The 18,741-nt window shown below is 65.1% G+C and carries 16 protein-coding genes; 4 read left to right on the top strand and 12 right to left on the bottom strand.

Going from position 1 to position 18,741, the window contains the following annotated elements; translation table 11 throughout:
• Positions 1–28: 28 nt before the first annotated feature.
• Positions 29–1,927 carry an excinuclease ABC subunit UvrC gene (gene uvrC / locus S101446_RS05440; protein ID WP_167376423.1) on the bottom strand — a complete coding sequence of 633 codons (1,899 nt, stop codon included), beginning with the start codon at positions 1,925–1,927 and terminating at the stop codon, positions 29–31.
• A 379-nt stretch (positions 1,928–2,306) separates the two neighbouring features.
• Here uvrC and S101446_RS05445 point away from each other — a divergent pair, with 379 nt between their 5' ends.
• The gene (locus tag S101446_RS05445) at positions 2,307–3,101 is read left to right on the top strand and encodes an exodeoxyribonuclease III (protein ID WP_010508021.1); all 795 of its coding nucleotides are present in this window, start codon (positions 2,307–2,309) and stop codon (positions 3,099–3,101) included.
• 78 nt (positions 3,102–3,179) lie between these two features.
• On the opposite strand, the gene S101446_RS05450 is transcribed toward S101446_RS05445, so the two are convergent.
• Complete coding sequence (locus S101446_RS05450) at positions 3,180–3,899, bottom strand: response regulator transcription factor (protein WP_026018684.1); 720 nt, start codon at positions 3,897–3,899, stop codon at positions 3,180–3,182.
• 216 nt (positions 3,900–4,115) lie between these two features.
• Here S101446_RS05450 and S101446_RS05455 point away from each other — a divergent pair, with 216 nt between their 5' ends.
• Positions 4,116–4,571, top strand: coding sequence for a L,D-transpeptidase family protein (locus S101446_RS05455; protein WP_087607843.1), 456 nt, complete (start codon positions 4,116–4,118; stop codon positions 4,569–4,571).
• On the opposite strand, the gene S101446_RS05460 is transcribed toward S101446_RS05455, so the two are convergent.
• The 10 genes from S101446_RS05460 to S101446_RS05505 all read right to left on the bottom strand — a co-directional run bounded on the left by S101446_RS05460 (position 4,558) and on the right by S101446_RS05505 (position 16,778).
• Positions 4,558–6,402 (bottom strand): cation:proton antiporter, encoded by a 1,845-nt coding sequence (locus S101446_RS05460; RefSeq protein ID WP_087608841.1) that lies wholly within the window; start codon positions 6,400–6,402, stop codon positions 4,558–4,560. The genes S101446_RS05455 and S101446_RS05460 overlap by 14 nt on opposite strands.
• A 249-nt stretch (positions 6,403–6,651) precedes the next feature.
• The gene (locus S101446_RS05465; RefSeq protein ID WP_087607844.1) at positions 6,652–7,947 is read right to left on the bottom strand and encodes an RsmB/NOP family class I SAM-dependent RNA methyltransferase; all 1,296 of its coding nucleotides are present in this window, start codon (positions 7,945–7,947) and stop codon (positions 6,652–6,654) included.
• A 45-nt stretch (positions 7,948–7,992) separates the two neighbouring features.
• Complete coding sequence (gene guaB / locus S101446_RS05470) at positions 7,993–9,495, bottom strand: IMP dehydrogenase (RefSeq protein ID WP_010508015.1); 1,503 nt, start codon at positions 9,493–9,495, stop codon at positions 7,993–7,995.
• Positions 9,496–9,754: 259 nt separating this feature from the next.
• On the bottom strand, positions 9,755–10,549 hold the full coding sequence (locus tag S101446_RS05475; protein WP_019086179.1) for an MBL fold metallo-hydrolase: 795 nt from the start codon (positions 10,547–10,549) through the stop codon (positions 9,755–9,757).
• Positions 10,550–10,552: 3 nt separating this feature from the next.
• Positions 10,553–11,350, bottom strand: coding sequence for a TatD family hydrolase (locus tag S101446_RS05480; RefSeq protein WP_087607845.1), 798 nt, complete (start codon positions 11,348–11,350; stop codon positions 10,553–10,555).
• Positions 11,347–12,885: a methionine--tRNA ligase gene (metG, locus tag S101446_RS05485; protein WP_087607846.1), complete on the bottom strand. Its 1,539-nt coding sequence runs from the start codon at positions 12,883–12,885 to the stop codon at positions 11,347–11,349. The genes S101446_RS05480 and metG overlap by 4 nt, the downstream gene beginning before the upstream one ends.
• The gene (locus S101446_RS05490; RefSeq protein ID WP_010508011.1) at positions 12,882–13,844 is read right to left on the bottom strand and encodes a DNA polymerase III subunit delta'; all 963 of its coding nucleotides are present in this window, start codon (positions 13,842–13,844) and stop codon (positions 12,882–12,884) included. The genes metG and S101446_RS05490 overlap by 4 nt, the downstream gene beginning before the upstream one ends.
• Complete coding sequence (gene tmk / locus S101446_RS05495) at positions 13,837–14,481, bottom strand: dTMP kinase (protein ID WP_087607847.1); 645 nt, start codon at positions 14,479–14,481, stop codon at positions 13,837–13,839. Before tmk ends, S101446_RS05490 begins: the two co-directional genes overlap by 8 nt.
• A 3-nt stretch (positions 14,482–14,484) precedes the next feature.
• Complete coding sequence (locus tag S101446_RS05500) at positions 14,485–15,762, bottom strand: D-alanyl-D-alanine carboxypeptidase family protein (RefSeq protein WP_019091276.1); 1,278 nt, start codon at positions 15,760–15,762, stop codon at positions 14,485–14,487.
• The gene (locus S101446_RS05505) at positions 15,759–16,778 is read right to left on the bottom strand and encodes a lytic murein transglycosylase (protein WP_408884633.1); all 1,020 of its coding nucleotides are present in this window, start codon (positions 16,776–16,778) and stop codon (positions 15,759–15,761) included. Before S101446_RS05505 ends, S101446_RS05500 begins: the two co-directional genes overlap by 4 nt.
• 289 nt (positions 16,779–17,067) lie before the next feature.
• On the opposite strand from S101446_RS05505, the gene S101446_RS05510 reads away from it, so the two are divergent.
• Positions 17,068–17,643 carry a DedA family protein gene (locus S101446_RS05510; RefSeq protein ID WP_010508007.1) on the top strand — a complete coding sequence of 192 codons (576 nt, stop codon included), beginning with the start codon at positions 17,068–17,070 and terminating at the stop codon, positions 17,641–17,643.
• On the top strand, positions 17,640–18,734 hold the full coding sequence (locus tag S101446_RS05515) for an ATP-grasp domain-containing protein (protein ID WP_010508006.1): 1,095 nt from the start codon (positions 17,640–17,642) through the stop codon (positions 18,732–18,734). The genes S101446_RS05510 and S101446_RS05515 overlap by 4 nt, the downstream gene beginning before the upstream one ends.
• Positions 18,735–18,741: the final 7 nt, after the last annotated feature.

Here is an 18,741-nt window from a genome sequence, read left to right on the forward strand (position 1 = left end):
CATATGCTCACATCTGCATGACAGCCGATCACTCTCCTGTCCAGTCGGGATGAAAATATCCGTATATGGCGCGCGCCATGTCACGATTGATGCCCGGTGCATTTTCCAGTTCCCCCAGGCCAGCCTGCCGCACGCTGCGCGCCGAGCCGAAATGCTTGAGCAGCGCGCGTTTGCGTGCAGGTCCAACGCCGGGAATATCGTCCAGTTCCGAGCGCACCAGCGTTTTGGACCGCCCGGCCCGGTGGGTGGTGATGGCAAAGCGGTGCGCCTCGTCACGCAGGCGCTGCAGGTAATACAGCACCGGGTCGCGCGGCGGCAGCTGGAAGGGTGCACGGCCTTCGGTATGGAACCATTCGCGGCCCGCATCCCTGTCCGGCCCCTTGGCGATGCCCACCAGCGTCACCCCCGTCACCCCCAGTTCATCCAGCACGCCGCGCACGGCGGTGTACTGCCCCGCCCCGCCATCGATCAGCAGGATGTCGGGCCAGTCCTCCGGCCGGACGCCTTCCTCGCGGTCCTTCAGCGCGCGGCGGAAGCGGCGTTCCAGCACCTCGCGCATCATGGCGAAGTCATCGCCCGGCGTGACCGGCCCCTTGATGGAGAACTTGCGGTAGGCGCGCTTGTCGAACCCTTCCGGCCCGCCGACCACCATCACGCCATAGGCATTGGCCCCCTGGATGTGGCTGTTGTCATAGGTCTCGATCCGGCGCGGCGGCGCGTCCAGCCCGAACAGGTCGGCCACCCCCTGCAGCAGCCGCGCCTGGCCCGCACTTTCGGCCAGCCTGCGTTCCAGCGCCTCACGCGCGTTGATTTCGGCATGTTCGATCACGCCGCGCTTTTCCCCGCGCTGCGGGTGCGTGATCTCGACCTTGCGGCCCCGGCGCAGGGTCAGCGCGGATACCAGCACATCCAGTTCCGGCAGGTCCTGATTGACCAGCACATGGGCGGGTGGCGGCTTGTCATCATAAAACTGCCCGATAAAGGCGGCCAGCACGTCGGGCGCGTTCTCGTCGCGCGCATGGGCGGGGAAAAATGCGCGGTTGCCGTTGTTGCGCCCGGCACGGATGAAGAACACCTGAATGCACGACTGCCCCGCGATCTGCCAGATGGCGATGATGTCCGCATCCGTCACGGTGGAGGGATTGATGACGCTGGAATCCTGCTGCAATGCCGACAGGCCGCGTATGCGGTCGCGGATCGCCGCCGCGCGCTCGAACTCCAGCGCGCCGGCCGCTTCCTCCATCTCGCGTCCCAGCTGTTCGCGCATGTGCGGGTTCCGGCCCGCCAGGAAGTCACGCGCCTGACCCGCCAGTTCGGCATAGTCCTCGCGGCTGATGCGATCCGTGCACGGGGCGGAACAGCGGTGGATCTGGTGCAGCAGGCACGGGCGCGTGCGGCCCTGCATTTCACTGTCGGAGCACGAGCGCAGCAGGAAGGTGCGCTGCAGCAGGTTAAGCGTCTGGTTGACCGACCAGGCGGAGGCGAACGGCCCCCAGTATGACGCCCCCTTCACCGGCTTGCCGCGATGTTTGCTGATCTGGGGAAAATCATGCTTGTCCGTCAGCATGATCCATGGGTAACTTTTGTCATCGCGCAGCAGGATGTTGTACCGGGGCTGCATGCGCTTGATGTAGTTGGCCTCCAGCAGCAGGGCCTCGGCCTCGGTATGGGTGGTGACGATTTCCATGCTGCGGGTTTCGGACACCATGCGGCGCAGGCGTTCGGTCAGGCGGCTGACATGGGTATAGGACGTGACGCGCTTCTTCAGGTTCAGCGCCTTGCCCACATACAGCACGTCGCCCTTTGGCCCCAGCATGCGGTAAACGCCTGGCGACTGCGGCATGGTCTGCAGGGCGTGGTGTATCGCCTCCACCCCGACCGGCCGGGCGGGAGGCTGAACGGGGGCGGTCGAAACGGCGGTTGTCATGGATGGCAGCCGTTCATCCACCGATAATGTGGATAAGTCTGTGGAGCAGCAGCAGAAAAAAACGTGCGGATGGCGGTTTTCCTTTCCTGCACTTGGATTGCCCAAAAAAACATCACTAACGATAACCTATTGTTTTCAAAACACTATATCCGACCACCTGATGGCCGGAAAAAAAATCCTGCCCCACGTGAACCCAAATCCACCCTGTCAACCCCACAGGTGGACAAATTGTGGCATCTCCGTGGTGGAAAACCCGGTTTCCATTTTGCGCGGAATATCAGCCGCCTTTTGTAATTCGTTCCTGTTTTCGTCTCGCACGGTGCCACGGACGCACAAAAATATTCTTGTCAGCCCGCGCCCGATCGGCAATGCACCCGATATGCGTATTGTGACATGGAATATCAATTCCCTCCGCCTGCGGATGCCGCTGCTGGCCCGGCTGTGCCAGGACACATCCCCCGATATCGTCTGCCTGCAGGAAACCAAGGTGCCCGACAGCCTGTTCCCGCTTGATGCGGTGCGCGCGCTGGGCTTTGGCCACGTCGTGTTCCGCGGCATGAAGGGATATAACGGGGTCGCGATCCTGTCACGCCAGCCCGTAACCGTGCTGGAGGACGCGCCCGACTGGTGCCAGCGGGGTGACTGCCGCCACATTGCCGTACGCCATGGTACGGGCGCTGACGCGATTGACGTGCATGATTTCTACGTGCCGGCGGGCGGCGACATTCCCGACCCGGAGGAAAACCCGAAATTCGCGCACAAGCTGGCGTTTGTGGAAGAAGCGCGGGAATGGTTTTCCGGCCGCGACATGCGGCGCACCGTGCTGGTGGGCGACCTGAACATCGCCCCGCTGGAACAGGATGTCTGGAGCCACAGGCAACTGCTGAAGATCGTCAGCCACACGCCCGCCGAAACCGAACGCCTGCTGGCATGGCAGCAGACCGGCTTTGTTGACGCCATGCGCCACTTCGTTCCCGCGACGGAGAAGCTTTATACGTGGTGGTCCTACCGCAACCGCGACTGGAGCAGATCCAACCGTGGCCGCAGGCTGGACCATGTCTGGATCACGCCCGACCTGCAGCCCGCCCTGCGCGACATGCAGGTGCTGCGGGCGGCACGTGACTGGGACAAGCCATCGGACCACGTGCCGGTCATGATCGACCTAGACGCCTGAACGCCCCCCACAAACGCGACCGGGCCGCCCGAAACCGGGCGGCCCGTCAGATAACCTGCATATGCGGGCCATCACCCATCAGGCGATGGCGGTCTTGCCCCCTTCGGGATCAAGGCGGTAGCCGCCGCCTTCCGTCACCAGCAGGGTGGCGTTGGTGGGATCGGGCTCGATCTTCTGGCGCAGACGGTAGATATGCGTTTCCAGCGTATGCGTGGTCACGGCGGCGTTGTAGCCCCAGACCTCGTTCAGCAGCACCTGCCGTGGCACGGGGCGCGTGCCCGCGCGGTACAGGAACTTCAGGATTGCGGCTTCTTTTTCCGTCAGGCGGATCCGGCGGTTCTTGGCCGTTTCCTGCAACAGCTTGGCGGACGGGCGGAAGATGTACGGCCCGATCGCAAAGACCGCGTCCTCGCTGTTTTCAAAAATGCGCATCTGCGCGCGCAGCCGGGCCAGAAGCTCGGCAATGCGGAACGGCTTCGCGACGTAGTCGTTCGCACCGGCGTCAAGGCCGCGCACCACGTCCGTCTCGTCATCGGAACCGGTCAGGATGATGATGGGAATGCGCTTGCCCTTGCGCCGCAGGTCGGCGCAGAAATCGCGTCCGTCCCCATCGGGCAGGGACACATCGAGGATGATCGCATCGAAACGCGCCCCCGGTTTCTGCAGCTTTTCCCAGGCCTCGGCGACGGAGCCGGCCTCGATCGCTTCAAATTCACCATCAATCTGCAGCTGTTCAACGAGCATTTGACGTAAAGTCTGATCGTCGTCCGCTATCAGTATGGGACGTGCTCCTGCCATCGAACCCTCTTTATCACTTTAGTCCCGCCCCGTTAGCGGGGCGGTCTCTGTCTTTCATTTGCGGCCACACCACCGACAGGCCCGCGACCCGACGGCCGTCATGCCGTATGCTGCCAGATTAGGCCGGAGTTAACATAAATACGACCCGATCCAGAGGAATTCATGATACGCGCTATTTTACAAACGAATACAGGGCTGGATGCACAACTGCATTGCATGCGTGAAATTTTCCCCGCCATTATCGGCGCGGGCGGCGTAAAAAACCGCAAAATGGAGGGAGATCACGCAACACCCAGCGGTATTCTGCCCCTGCGACGCGTGTTCTATCGCGCCGACCGGGTCCCATCACCTGTTTGTCATCTGCCTGTCGAGCCGCTTTCCCCGCTTGATGGATGGTGTGACGATCCCGGTCATCCCGATTACAACCGGCATGTCAGCCTGCCCCACCCTGCCCGGCACGAACGGCTGTGGCGGGACGATCACGTTTACGACATTATCGTGGTTCTTGGTTATAACGACGACCCGGTTCATTCTGGCGCGGGGTCAGCCATCTTCCTTCACCTGCCACCCAAGGGCGGTCGCCCGACGGAAGGCTGCATCGCCCTGCCCGAACCCGCACTGCGCCGCCTGCTGGCCGCAGGCCTGGGTGAAATCGACGTCAGGCCGGCATAGGCCCCGCTGCGGGGGCCGCCGCGGCGGGCGCGGGCGGCAGCAGCATGACGATGATGTCGCCTGCCGCCGGTTCGGCCGGAATCGCGTCCTCGGCAGAGAAGATCCAGATCGCGCTGCCCTTGCGGATGATCATGAACAGCATGCCCGGGCCGGACAGCAGGTCGGCCTCCTCCACGTGTTCTTCCATGACGTGGCTGCCAAAGCGCCAGCCCTTGGCATACAGGGAATCGATATAGGAGAAATTCCACCCCGGTTCCCCCAGCACCTTGCCACGCGAATCCCGACTCAGCCCGTGATACAGGTCCAGCCGCGCGATGCCGGGACTGACCTGGAACACGCGCTGGCGGCCCAGGTCGGGCGCCATGCGCGCGCAGACAAGGCCGTTATAGATCGCATCCGGCGTCGCCGCGATCAGGTAGTCCGCCGGGCGCTCCTCCAGACTTTCCATCCCTTCCACCGACAGCAGTTCCGCGCGCAGGATGGGGATGCCAAATCCCGCCGCCTTGTTCAGCGCCGGGGCATAGGTATCGACCAGCAGCACCGGTATGCCCCGGTCATGTACCACGCGCGCCAGATTGGTGGACCACGCATTGGCCCCCATGATGGCCAGGGCCGGCTCATCCGACAGGGTCAGGCGCAGCGCGCGCGCCAGGGGCCGCAATGAAAAACCATGCAGGATCATGGTGGACGCGATCAGCGCGAACACGGCGGGCGTGATCAGGTCGCCACCGGGATATCCCGCTTCATGCAACTGCAGGCCGACAACCCCCGCCACCGCCGCCGCAACAATGCCACGCGGCGCGATCCAGCCCACGAACAGCCGTTCCTGCCATGACATGCTCGCCCCGATGGTGGACAGGAAAATGCCCAGCGGCCGGACCACGAACATGACGGTGAATGTCAGCGCCATGATGGGCAGCGACAGTTCCGTCAGCAGCGCGCGCGGCAGGTCGGCCGTCAGCAGCACGAACAGGCACGACACCACGATCACCCCAAGGGATTCCTTGATCCGCTGCAGTTCCGACATGCCGGTCACATGCAGGTTCGCCAGCGCCATGCCGAACACCGTGGCCGCCATCAGCCCCGCCCCCTGCATGATCAGGTTGCACAGCGCCGCCACCGTCATGACGAAGGCCAGAATCATGGGAATGCGCAGGATTTCGGGCAGCATGTCGCGCGCGGACAGGAACTTGATCAGGATCGCGGGAAAAATGCCGCACGCGATCGAAAACATGGTGGCGAACAGCAGGTGCGGCCCGATTTCCACCGTCGCCAGCGAAATGCCCCCGTCATGCGATGGCCGGATCAGCAGGCATTCCAGCACCAGCGTCGCCAGAATGGCGGCAATGGGGTCATTGACGATGGCTTCCCACCGCAGGAAGGCCGCGACCCGTGGCCGCAGCTTGGTATGGCGCAGCAGCGGCAGCACCACCGTCGGCCCCGTCACCACCACGATCGCGCCAAACAGCCACGACGTTCCCCATGGCAGGTGCCCGACATAATGCGCGGCAAGCGAGCCGAGTACCCAGTTGATGGGCAGGGCGGCAGCCGTAAGCCGCAGCACGCCTTCCCCCGATTCACGCCACTGCCGCAGGTCCAGCGCCAGCCCGCCCTCGAACACGATGAAGGCCACGGCCATGGACACAAGCGGGTGGAAATACGGCCCGATCGCCGCCCCGGGGTGCAGTATGCCCAGTCCCGGCCCGAAAATCAGGCCAAGGGAGAACAGCAGCACGATGGCTGGCAGCTTGAACCGCCACGCCACCCACTGGGCCGCGATTCCGCCACCCAGCACGCACAGAATTCCAATCGCAAGGTTTGTTGCCTGCATGCCCATGTCCCGCGTTGTTGCAAACGCAAACGCCCCCTGCCGCCGCCATATCTGTGTCATGGGCCCGGAATGCGGTTCTGGCGTGTGGTTTTTCTTGTTATCCAGAAGACTGTTTCAAAACCTGCCTATGAGACGCGCCGCAGATTATAAAGTGATTTCTGATAAAGCTTTTTTCAGGAATCATCGGGAAACGCCTGTCATTCCTGTCGGCCGGGTGTGTCAAAACGCCCTGCCGACAGGAATATCATATCAGGAATCGCGCTGCATGATGGCAGCAAAAAACCCGTCCGTATGGTGCTGGCGCGGCGTCAGGCGGACCTGGCCCGCCACTGCCAGCCCGGGCGGCAGGTCATCGTCCACCCCATCGGGCGTCACCAGCGAAAAGGCAGGATTGCGCGCAAGGAAGGCTGCGATCTGGTCGCCGTTCTCCTCCCGCAGGATGGAGCACGTGGCATACACCATCCGCCCGCCGGGACGGACAAGGCTGGCCGCGCGGTCAATGATGTCGGCCTGCTTGGCGGTCAGTTCCAGCAGGTCGCGTTCCCGCAGGCGCAGGCGGGCATCAGGGTTGCGCCGCCATGTGCCGGTGCCGGTACATGGCGCATCGACCAGCACGCGGTCGAAACTGCCGTTGCGCCGGCGCGCCCAGCGGTCGCCCGCCACCAGCAGGTGGCGCTCGGCATTGTGAACGCCCGCGCGGCGCAGGCGGCGCACCGCGCCGTCCAGCCGGGGCTCGGATACGTCGCACGCCACGATATGACCGCGATTTTCCATGGTCATGGCCATGCCCAGCGTCTTGCCCGCCGCACCGGCGCAGTAATCCAGCACGCGCATGCCCGGCCGCGCGCCCACGGCGGCAACGACCAGCTGGCTGCCTTCGTCCTGTATTTCCACCATGCCGCTGCGGAAGGCCGCGCATGATGTCACCGGCTGGCGGCCCGCAACCCGCAGGCCCCAGGGGGACAGGGTCGTGTCCTCCGCCCGGATACCATCCGTCTCCAGCGCCGCGCGCGCGGCGGGACGGTCGGATTTCAGCAGGTTGACGCGCAGGTCCAGCGTCGCCTCCCCTTCCATCGCGGCCAGTTCCGCCTCCAGCCCGTCGCCAAACGTCCGTTCCAGCCGGGGCAGCAGCCAGTCCGGCACCTCCAGCACGACCGCGCGCGGCATGTCGGGATGGGTCAGCGCCTGGTCCCGAAGCTGGTCAAACAGCCGCCGTTCCGGCCCGGTCAGGCCCAGCGGGGCATAACGTTCGCCCGTAAACAGGTCGTCGGGGTTTTCACGCCCCTGCGGGTCCACCACCATCATGGCCAGCGCCAGCAGGCGCGGCGTTGGCTGCATGCCGGTGCGTTCGATCCACCAGTGCAGCCTGCGCCAGTGCCGCAGGATACGCCACACGCGGGCCGAAATGGCCCGGCGGTCGCCGCCGCCGATATACCGCCGTTCACGGAAAAAGGCATTGGCCAGCTCATCGGCAGGCCGCTGCGGCGTCGCCTCCATTGCGGAAAGCAGGTCAATGGCGGCGGAAAGCCGTGCGCTGGGTGTCATGGATTATGGAACCGTCAAACCGTTACTGTCATGGACCCGGCAGGATCAGTCCTGCCGGTAATTAGGGGCTTCACGCGTGATCGACACGTCATGCACATGGCTTTCACGCAGGCCCGCGCCCGTAATGCGGCGGAAGCGCGCGCGCTGCTGCAGGTCGGCAACGGTGGCGGAACCGGTATAGCCCATGCCCGCGCGCAGCCCCCCCACCAACTGGTGAATGACCGCGCCCATCGCGCCCTTGTAGGCCACGCGCCCCTCGATCCCTTCAGGGACCATCTTGTGCGTGTCCTTGATGTCCTGCTGGAAATAGCGGTCCGCCGACCCGCGGGACATGGCGCCAAGGCTGCCCATGCCGCGATAGGATTTGTAGGTCCGGCCCTGGTACAGGAACACCTCGCCCGGGGCTTCTTCCGTCCCGGCAAGCAGCGAACCGATCATGACCACGTCAGCACCCGCGCCGATCGCCTTGACGATATCGCCCGATGTCCGCACCCCGCCATCGGCAATGGCGGGCACGTCAAGTTCATGGCACGCGGCAGAGGTTTCCATCACGGCGGAAAACTGCGGCACGCCCACGCCCGCGACGACGCGCGTGGTGCAGATTGACCCCGGCCCGATACCCACCTTCACGCAGTCGGCGCCCGATGAAATCAGCGCGCGCGCCGCTTCCGGCGTTGCGACGTTACCGGCAATGATCTGGATGTCGTTTTCAATGGCGCGGATGCGCTCGATGCTTTTCAGCACGCCCGATGAATGGCCATGCGCGGTGTCAATCACCACCACGTCCACCCCTGCCGCAATCAGTTCGCGCGCACGCGCCACGCCATCATCCCCCACGCCGGTCGCGGCAGCGCACAGCAGGCGGCCAAGGCTGTCCTTGTTGGCCTGCGGGTACTGCACGGCGCGGTCCATGTCCTTGACGGTAATCAGGCCGATACAGCGGTCTTCATCATCAATGACCAGCAGCTTTTCAATCCGGTGGCGGTGCAGCAGCTGCCGGGCTTCGTCGCGGTCCACGTTGTTGCGCACGGTCACCAGGTTTTCGCGCGTCATCAGTTCATACACGCGCTGCGCCGGATCGGTGGCGAAGCGGACATCGCGGTTGGTCAGGATGCCGACCAGGCGGTTGGTGTCGCGTTCGACCACCGGCAGGCCGCTGATACCGTGGCGGGACATGATGGCGTTCACTTCCGCCAGCGTCTGGTCGGGATAGACCGTGACGGGGTTGACCACCATGCCCGATTCGAAACGTTTGACACGACGGACCTGCTCGGCCTGCTGCTCGATCGTCAGGTTCTTGTGGATGACGCCAAGGCCGCCATTCTGCGCCATGGCGATGGCCATGCTGTCTTCGGTCACGGTATCCATGGCCGACGAGATCAGCGGGATGTTCAGGGTGATCTTGCGGGTCAGCCGGGTTTTCGTCGATGTCTGCGACGGCAGGACATTCGATTCGTCGGGAACAACCAGCACGTCATCAAAGGCGAGGGCTTCGCGGATGCGGTCCTCAAGCCGGGGGGCAGATGTGTTTTTGGGGATGGAAGACATGATGCAGGGGCCTCGTCAGCAGATGGCGGCTACCCCGCGCCTCGGGTCACCGACCGTTGGCGCACCCTCTTAGGGTGCTAATCGGGCGCTGGCAAGCATTACGCGCGGCTCCGGTGCGCTTTATTGCGCGAATGGCGGCCAGGCCGCTCCGGCGCGGCGCGAAATGTCCTGAAATCACAAGAACGTTTTTGGGTGGCGCTTTTTTCAGGAACCTTCAAGGAACGCCGCCTTTTTGCAAAAAGGCGGCGCCCGAAAGCTTTTATTTCCCGCTGGCATGCAGGCGCAGCCCGTCATACGCGGCTTCCACCCCATCGGGCAGGCTGGCCTGCATCCACGCCCAGTCCATGTCCGGTCCCATATGGGTCAGCACCGTGCGGCGCGGCTGGATGATGTCCCGCCATTCCAGCACCCGCGCCAGCCACCCGTGGGATGGATGGGCATCGCGCTGGAAACAGTCCACCACCCACGTATCGACACCGCGCAGCGTATCCAGCGCCGCATCATCCATTTCGGCCACGTCGGTGCAGTAGGCCATCGGCCCCACGCGCAGGCCCAGCGTTTCGACCTTGCCGTGGCACTGGCCAAAGACCTGGACCGCCATCCCCGCCATCATCACGGTGGACGGCAGGCTTACGTGATGGACATCCAGTATGGGACGGAAGATGTGCGGCGGCGTCCAGGGGCGGAAGGCGTAGTCGAAGCGGATGCTGATTTCATCCATCACCTGCCGCGTGCCGTAGACCGGCAGCGGGCCGCCAATGATGCGGTTGATGGTGCGCAGTTCATCCAGCCCGGCGATATGGTCGGCATGGGCGTGAGTGTACAGCACCGCATCCACCACGCCGATCCGCTGCGCGAGCAGCTGGTCGCGCAGGTCCGGCCCCGTATCGACCAGCAGCACCCGTCCCGGCCCGTCACTGATGATGACGGACGAACGCGTGCGGCGGTTACGCGGCTCGTTCGGGTCGCATTCGCCCCAGTCCCCTGCCCCGTCCGGGCCACCCAGCATGGGCACGCCAGCCGAGCCGGCGCAGCCAAGGACAATCATCTCCATCCGTCAGACCGCCCGGCTGAACAGGCGGCTGAAATTGCGCGTGGTCATTTCCGCGAACGCGGCGTCTTCCATCCCGCGCAGTTCCGCCAGCATCCGGGCGGTATAGGCCACGTATCCCGGCTCGTTGCGCTTGCCCCGGCGCGGCACCGGGGCAAGATAGGGCGAATCGGTTTCCACCAGAAGCCGGTCGTCCGGCACGTCTTTCGCCACGTCACGCACCGACTGCGCGCGGTTGAACGTCGCGATGCCCGAAAAGCTGATATACCCCCCCAGTTCCAGCGCCCCGCGCGCAAGGTCCGGCCCGGATGAAAAGCAGTGGATCAGGAACGGGAACGCGCCATTGCGCGCGGTCTCGTCACGCAGGATGCCCAGCGTGTCGTCATTGGCTTCGCGCGTGTGGATCACCAGCGGCAGGCCGGTGCGCCGGGCGGCGTCGATATGCACGCGGAAACTGTCGTGCTGCCTGGGCCGGATGTCGGGCTGGCCATGGAAATAGTCCAGCCCGCTTTCCCCGATGCCCACCACGCGCGGATCATCCGCCATCGCCACCAGTTCCGCCGCGTCGGGCAGCACTTCCTCATCCACGTGGTCGGGATGGGTGCCGATGGTGCACCACACCCGCAGGTCGGGCGTATCCAGCGTCGCCAGCTTTTTCTGCTGGTCGGCGCGGGACAGGCGGGTGCCGATGGTCACCAGGCCATCCACCCCGGCCTGCCGCGTGCGGGCCAGGATTTCGGGCATTTCCTCATCGGAAAAATGGTCGAGGTGACAGTGGGAGTCGGTCAGTCCCGTACGGGTCATGAAGCCTCCGGTTCGACGTGGCGGGGGAAGATGCCCTGCGGCGCGGGCAGCGCGCATCCCGCGGGCAGTGGCGTGTCAAGGGACGCGAAATCCCGCGCGCCATCCGGCACGCCAAGCTGGGTCAGCATCCTGTCCATGCTGCCGGGCATGTAGGGCTGCAGCACGGTGGCGATGATCCGCAACGCATCGGCCAGCACGCGCAGCACGTCGCCCATGCGGGCGGCATCGGTCTTCTTCAGCTTCCACGGCGCCTGGTGGTCGATATAGGCGTTGCAGGCGCGGATGACCTTCCACACTTCCTCCAGCGCGTCGGTCAGGGCCTGCCGGTCGATCTGTTCATGCATGATCTGCGGCAGCAGGCTGGCTGCGGCCAGAAGCTTCGTGTCCTCGGCCGTGTGCGTGCCCTGCGGCGGCAGCCTGCCATCGCAGTTGCGCGCGATCTGCGACAGCGTGCGCTGGGCCAAATTGCCAAGGTCATTGGCCAGTTCGACATTCATGCGCGAGATGATGGCGCGACGGCTGAGATCGCTGTCACCGCCAAAGGGCATTTCACGCATCAGGAAGAACCGGATCGGATCAAGGCCGAATTCCGCCACCAGGTCGCGCGGGTCCACCACGTTGCCCAGCGACTTGCTCATCTTCTGGCCTTCGATGGTCCACCACCCGTGCGAGAACACGCGATCCGGCAGGTCCAGCCCCGCCCCCATCAGCAGCGCGGGCCAGTAGATGGCGTGGAAGCGCAGGATGTCCTTGCCCACCAGATGCAGGTTGGCGGGCCAGAAATCCCAGCGCGGAGCCGTCTGGTCCGGGTAGCCCACGGCGGACAGGTAGTTGGCCAGCGCGTCCACCCACACATACATCACATGCTTCGGGTCGCCCGGCACGGGAATGCCCCAGTTGAAGCTGGTACGGCTTACGGACAGGTCGCGCAGGCCCTGCTTCACGAAACTCGCCACCTCGTTACGGCGGCTGGCGGGTTCGATGAAGCCGGGACGGGTTTCATACAGTTCCAGCAGCCTGTCACCGAATTTGGACAGGTTGAAGAAGTACGACGGCTCCTTCACCCATTCCACGGCGGCACCCGTGGGGGCGACCTTCTTCCCGTCCGGCCCGTCGATCAGTTCTTCCTCGCCATAGAAGCACTCATCACGCGTGGCGTACCAGCCTTCATACGCGCCAAGATAGATGTGGCCGTTTTCCTCCAGCTTCTTCCACAGCGCCTGCGCGCCCGCGGCATGGCGCGGTTCGGTGGTGCGGATGAAATCGTCGTACGAAATGGCCATTTTATCGTACATGTCACGGAAATCGGCGGCCACGCGGTCGGCAAAGGCGATGGGGGTCATGCCCGCCGCCTGCGCCGCCTGTTCCACCTTCTGCCCGTGTTCGTCCGTGCCGGTCAGGAAAAAGACGTCAAACCCCGCCAGACGCTTGAAACGCGCGATCACATCGGCCGCGACCGATGTATAGGCGTGGCCAATATGCGGCGCCCCGTTCACGTAATAGATTGGTGTTGTGACGTAGTAGCGCCGTGTCATATTCCACTCACCCGCGCAAGCGCCGTCAGGACCGCCTGCTGTTTATCCAGATTGAATTGTTCGGTTTCCGCGCGCAGCCGTACCATGTCCTGCCACAGCAGGGCCAGTCGGGCCGGGTGCGGATCCCCCGCGCGCCCCCGTTCCGCGCCGAGGGCCATGTTACGCGTCCTGTCTGATATGGCATCACACAGCAGATCGAAAAAGACGCTAAAGCCATTTTCGCGCCGGGTCACCTGTTCGGCAATGTCATACCCGCCATCCGCCCCCACCGTGCCATCCATCACACCCGCCACGAGTGCGGCCAGTTCCACGGCGTTCCCCGCCAGCAGGTCCCCCGCCCGCCCCGGCGCGCCGTGGGCCAGTGGCAGGATGCGCGCGATCTGGTCCGGCGCGGGGGCGGGGTCCATATCCGCCAGCACCGCGCGCATGGCCGCGTCATCCAGCGGGGACAGGGCCAGCACCCGGCAGCGGCTGCGAATGGTGGGCAGCAGCCGCCCGGGCACCGATGTGGTCAGGATCAGGATGGCGCGTTCGGGCGGTTCCTCCAGGATCTTGAGGATGGCGTTGGCCGCCGTGCGGTTCATGTATTCCGCGCCATCGACAATCACGACCCGCCAGCCCCCTTCCGCCGCCGTGCGGCGCAGGAAGGCGGATATGGGGCGTATGTCGTCCCCCACGATTTCACGGCGCGGGCGATGGCGTTTTTCATCCATCCCGCGCGCGATCACCAGCAGGTCAGCATGCGTGCCCGCGGTGACGCGACGGCCCACGGGGCTGTCATGGTCCTGCGCGCCCAGCAGGGTGCGCGCCATCATGAAGGCCATGGTGGCCTTGCCAATTCCCTCCGGCCCGGTCAGCAGCCAGGCATGGTGCAGCCGGCCGGTGCGGATGACCGACAGGAATTCCTGCCACGCCGCGTCATGCCCAAGCAGCCGGCGACAGGCGCGTGGATCAGGCATTGTCCGCCCGTTTCAGGTACGGGGCCACGACAGTACGGATGTCATCCTGCACCGCGTCCATCGTCGCGCTGGCGTCAATGCGGCGGCACCGCGTGGCGTCGCGCCGGGCAATCGCGTCAAACCCTGCCGCAACGCGGGCATGGAACGCGGTGTCCAGCGCTTCATACCGGTCGGTGCGGGCACTGGCCCGTTCAGCCATGCGGGCGGCGGCAATGGCGGGGGGCACCCGCAGCACAAGGGTCAGGTCGGGCACCGCGGGCACCAGCGCGCGCAGCCGCGCGATCATGTCCAGCAATGCGGGATCGCCATTGCCCAGCCCATGCCCCTGATAGGCTTCGGTCGAATCGGTAAAGCGGTCGCATATCACCACCTTTCCCGCCGCCAGCGCCGGGGCGATGCGCCGGTCGACATGGTCGGCGCGGGCGGCGAAATGGGCCATGACCTCGGCACGCGGGGACAGGTCGTGGCCGCCAAACAGCAGGAAGTCGCGCAGCGCCTCCGCCCCCTTCGTGCCACCTGGTTCCCGTGTCAGGTCCACATCCAGCCCGAGGCCGCGCAGGTGGTCGGCCAGCAGCCGGGCCTGCGTGGACTTGCCTGCCCCCTCCCCGCCTTCAAACGTGATGAACAGCCCGGACATGGCCTAGCCGTGTCCCAGCTTGCGACCCAGCACGGCCGAAGCCCGGCCCATAAGCCCCAGCCGTGGCACCGCCGCCCCCGCGACCAGCGGAATGCGGATTTCCGCAAGGCCGGTATTGGCAATGACCATTTCACCCAACTGCTGCCCCGCCGTGACCGGCGCGGGCACGGGGCTGCGGTAATCCACGCTGACATGCACCCTGTTCTGCCAGCCATGGGGCAGCGTGAGCGTCACGTCACGGGTAGCCACCAGCGGCACGGTGGGCGCCTGCCCCAGCCACACCGGGGCGTTGTCCACCACCGCGCCGTTACGGACCAGGGTCGCGTTTTCAAAATTGACGAATGACCATTCAAACAGCCGCTCGCCCTCATTGGCGCGCGCGTTGCTGCTGGGCAGGCCGTTGATGGCCATGACCACGCGGTTGCCGCCGCGTTCGGCGCTGGCGCACAGGCCGAAGCCACCGGCGTCGGTATGCCCGGTCTTCAGCCCATCGGCCACGCCACGGACCACCAGCGCGTTGCGGTTTTCCTGCGATATCCTGTTGAAGGTGAAGCTGCGTTCCGAAAAGAAATGATAATATTCGGGAAAGTCATGGATCAGGTGCATGGCGATGGTCGCGACATCGCGCGCGGACATGTAGTGCCCGTCCATCGGCCAGCCCGTGGCGTTCAGGAAATGGCTGTTGGTCATGCCCAGCTGCGCCGCCTGCGCGTTCATCATGCTGACGAACTGGTCTTCCGACCCCGCGATGCCTTCGGCCAGCACGATGCACGCGTCATTGCCCGACTGGATCACCATGCCCTGTATCAGGTCGGACACCGCGACGGAGCCGTTCAGGGGCACGAACATCTTCGACCCCTGCATGCGCCATGCCTTTTCACTGACCGGCAGCGCCTGTTCCAGCGTCAGCCTGCCGGCACGCAGCATGCCGAACACGACATAGGCCGTCATCATCTTGGTCAGCGACGACGGCGGCATGCGCTCGTCCGCCGCCTTTTCCATGATCACGGCGCCCGTGGTGTAGTCGACAATGCACGCCCACCGCGCAATGGTGTCGATCGGCCCGATCAGGCTGTTGGCCGGGGAGGACGGGATCGCGGGCTCGGCCGTGGCAGGCGCCGCCGCGGCGGGATGGCGGCGGCGGCCAGCGGCCCATGCCGGGCTGGATACAAGAAGGCTGGTGGCCCCAGCCAGAAGGAAACGTCGGGTGTGCATTGCATCCTTGGTCCGGTAGGTGCCAGCCGGGCGCGCGGCCAGGGCTGGCGTGACAGGGTCCGTCACGCGATTTCATTCCCCAGCAGGCCAACGGCCAGCGCATAGAAATCGGATGGATTATAGCGACGGATCGCGGCGAAATTACGATAGACCATGAAGGCCTCGCCCCCCGGCCCGTCGGGGCGCAGGACGGCGCCGGTATCGGTCGGGCGGTCAAAGGGCGCGCCGCCCATCTGCCGCACGCCCATCGCCATCCATTCCGACAGCGTGCGGGTCTGGGTGCGGCCCAGCGTGGACTGCGCCACGGTGTCGGGCACGATCACCTGCTGCCCCCAGCTTTCGCCCCCCACCCAGCCGGACCCGGCAAGGTAGTTGGCGATGGAGCCGAACACGTCCGGCACGGAATGCCAGATGTCGCGCCGCCCGTCGCCATCAATGTCAACGGCGTATTTCACGTAGGCCGAGGGCATGAACTGCGGCTGCCCCATGGCGCCTGCATAACTGCCGGTCATGAGTTCGGGCGTAATGTCGCCGGCATTGAGGATGGCCAGCGCGTGGAACAGTTCGTCATGGAAGAATTTCGCACGCCGCCCCTCGAACGCCAGGGTGCACAGCGCGTCCACCACCGCGAATTTGCCCGTCATCGCGCCATAGCCCGATTCCAGCCCCCATATGCCCATCACGGCGCCCGGGGCCACGTCGTAGCGGGTCAGGACCTGCTGTTCCAGAATCGCGCGCTGCTGCGCGAAGGCCGCGCGGCCATCCGCGATCTTGCGCGCCGTCAGCACGCGGTCGCGGTACTGCGCCCATGTCAGGTGAAATTCCGGCTGGTTGCGGTCGCGCTGTATGACCTGCATGTTCGGCGCCGACAGCGCCAGCGCCCGGGTCACGGCATCGGCCGTCAGTCCCTGGCGAATCGCATCGCGCCGCACGGTGGCCAGGAACGTGGCGTAATCGCCGCCGCCCGTGGCGGGCGCGGCCCTGCCCGGATGGTGCGCCGCGCACGCGGGCATGAGCCATGAGGCACCGGCCCCGGCAAGAGAGGCGGCGGCGACATGAAGAAGGCGGCGACGTACAAGCATTCCGAATGCTGTGCCACGGCCTTGCGCCCGTTTCAATGTCTGACTTGCGTCCGCACCGATGTCCGGCCTGCCCGCGCATGGCGCAGGCATGGCCATGTACACGCTGCGACACAATTTCGCGTTTGTGACGGCAGGCGAAGCATGTCACAAGAACGCCCGTCATCATTTCCCGTTGGCCTCTCATGGCCAATGTTTTCCACGCCCGCCTGCCGGGCCGACTGAAGGGCTTGTGCTTGCGTAGTCACGGTTTTCCCATCCCGCCCGGTCGGGACACGCTGGAACTGCGCGCATGCCCACGCTGACCGCCTACCTCATGGCGGCCGGGGCGTCGCCCGTCATGCAGGGGCTGGCGATCATCATCGGCACCTTCATACTGGAAGACGCCGCAACCATCATGACCGCCATGCAGGTGCGTACCGGACATGTCGATGTCACGGTGGCGCTGGTGGCGCTGTATATCGGCATTGTCGTGGGCGACATGGGGCTGTACGGCATGGGCAGGCTGGCGGCGCTGTGGCCACCGGCGCGGAAATGGATCACCCTGCCCGGCGGCGCACAGGAAGGACAGTGGTTCGACCGCAACGTATTCCGCATCGTGTTCATCAGCCGCTTCGTGCCCGGCGCGCGCTTGCCGCTTTACACCGCGTGTGGTTTCTTCCGCGCACGGTTCGGGCTGTTCTGTATCGCGGCGGTGCTGGCGACCCTGATATGGACATCCATGCTGTTCCTTGTCTCACTGCGGGTGGGGCAGTTCCTGATCGACCACCTGGGGACATGGAAATGGGCAGGCATGGCCGGTTTCGTCCTGACCATATTCCTGATCAGCCGCATGATCGCACGTTTGCAAAGTAATGAGACCCGATGACCGACGTAACCACAGCCATTGACAGCAGGCCAGGCAGGCAGGCCGGGGGCCCTACGGTTTCCTCGTTTGAATTCTGGCCGGGATGGATCTTCTACACCCCCATCGTGCTGTACTGGATCATACTGGGGCTGTGGCACCGTGATTTCAGCCTGCCCACCGCCGCCAACCCCCGGATCGAGACCGGTGGCCTGTGCGGGGAAAGCAAGAGTTCGATCCTGGACATGGCGGGCGATGTGGCACGCAAATGGATCGCCCCCTATGCCGTGCTGACCACGGGGCATGATGACCTGCCGCGCGCGCTGGCGGCGATGAAGGGGGCGGGCCTGTCCTTTCCCGTCGTGCTCAAGCCCGATATCGGGTGCAATGGCACCGGCGTGCGGATCATGCGCGACGAAGACAGCCTGCGCGCGGGTCTGGCCGCATTCGGCCGCGACGTGCCGGTCATGCTGCAGCACCTGATCCCCTACGGGCACGAGGTCGGGCTGTTCTACATCCGCCACCCCGATGAGGCGGAAGGCCGCATCACCTCCCTGACCTACAAGGAAGTGCCGTGCCTGACGGGCGACGGCACCTCCACGGTGGAGGAACTGGTCCACGCCGACCCGCGCACCCGCCTGGTCCCCCACATCTACCTGCCGCGACTGAAGGCGCGCCTGCATGAAATCCCGCCGGCGGGGCAGTCGCTGCCGCTGGTGTTCGCGGGCAATCACTGCAAGGGATCGATCTTCCATGACCGCGCGGTGGACATAACGCCCGAACTGCAGGCGCGGGTGAACACCATCATGCGCGACATTCCCGATTTCCATTTCGGCCGGATCGACGCCAAGGCCCTCAGCCTGGCCAGCCTGCGCAAGGGCGAGGATTTCCAGATCATCGAAATCAACGGCGTGGGGTCCGAGGCCACCCATATCTGGGATGCCCGCACCACCCTGCGCGATGCCTATGTGACGCAGTTCATGCATTACCGCGAGACCTTCCGCATCGGTGCGAAAAAGCGGCGCGAGGGATGGAAAAGCAGCGGGGCGATGGCCATGCTGCGCGCGTGGCTGCGCCAGCGCAGGCTGATGGCGTCCTACCCGATGAATGACTGAGTGGCGT

The organism is Komagataeibacter europaeus, assembly GCF_002173515.1.
Classification (GTDB): Bacteria; Pseudomonadota; Alphaproteobacteria; order Acetobacterales; family Acetobacteraceae; genus Komagataeibacter; species Komagataeibacter europaeus.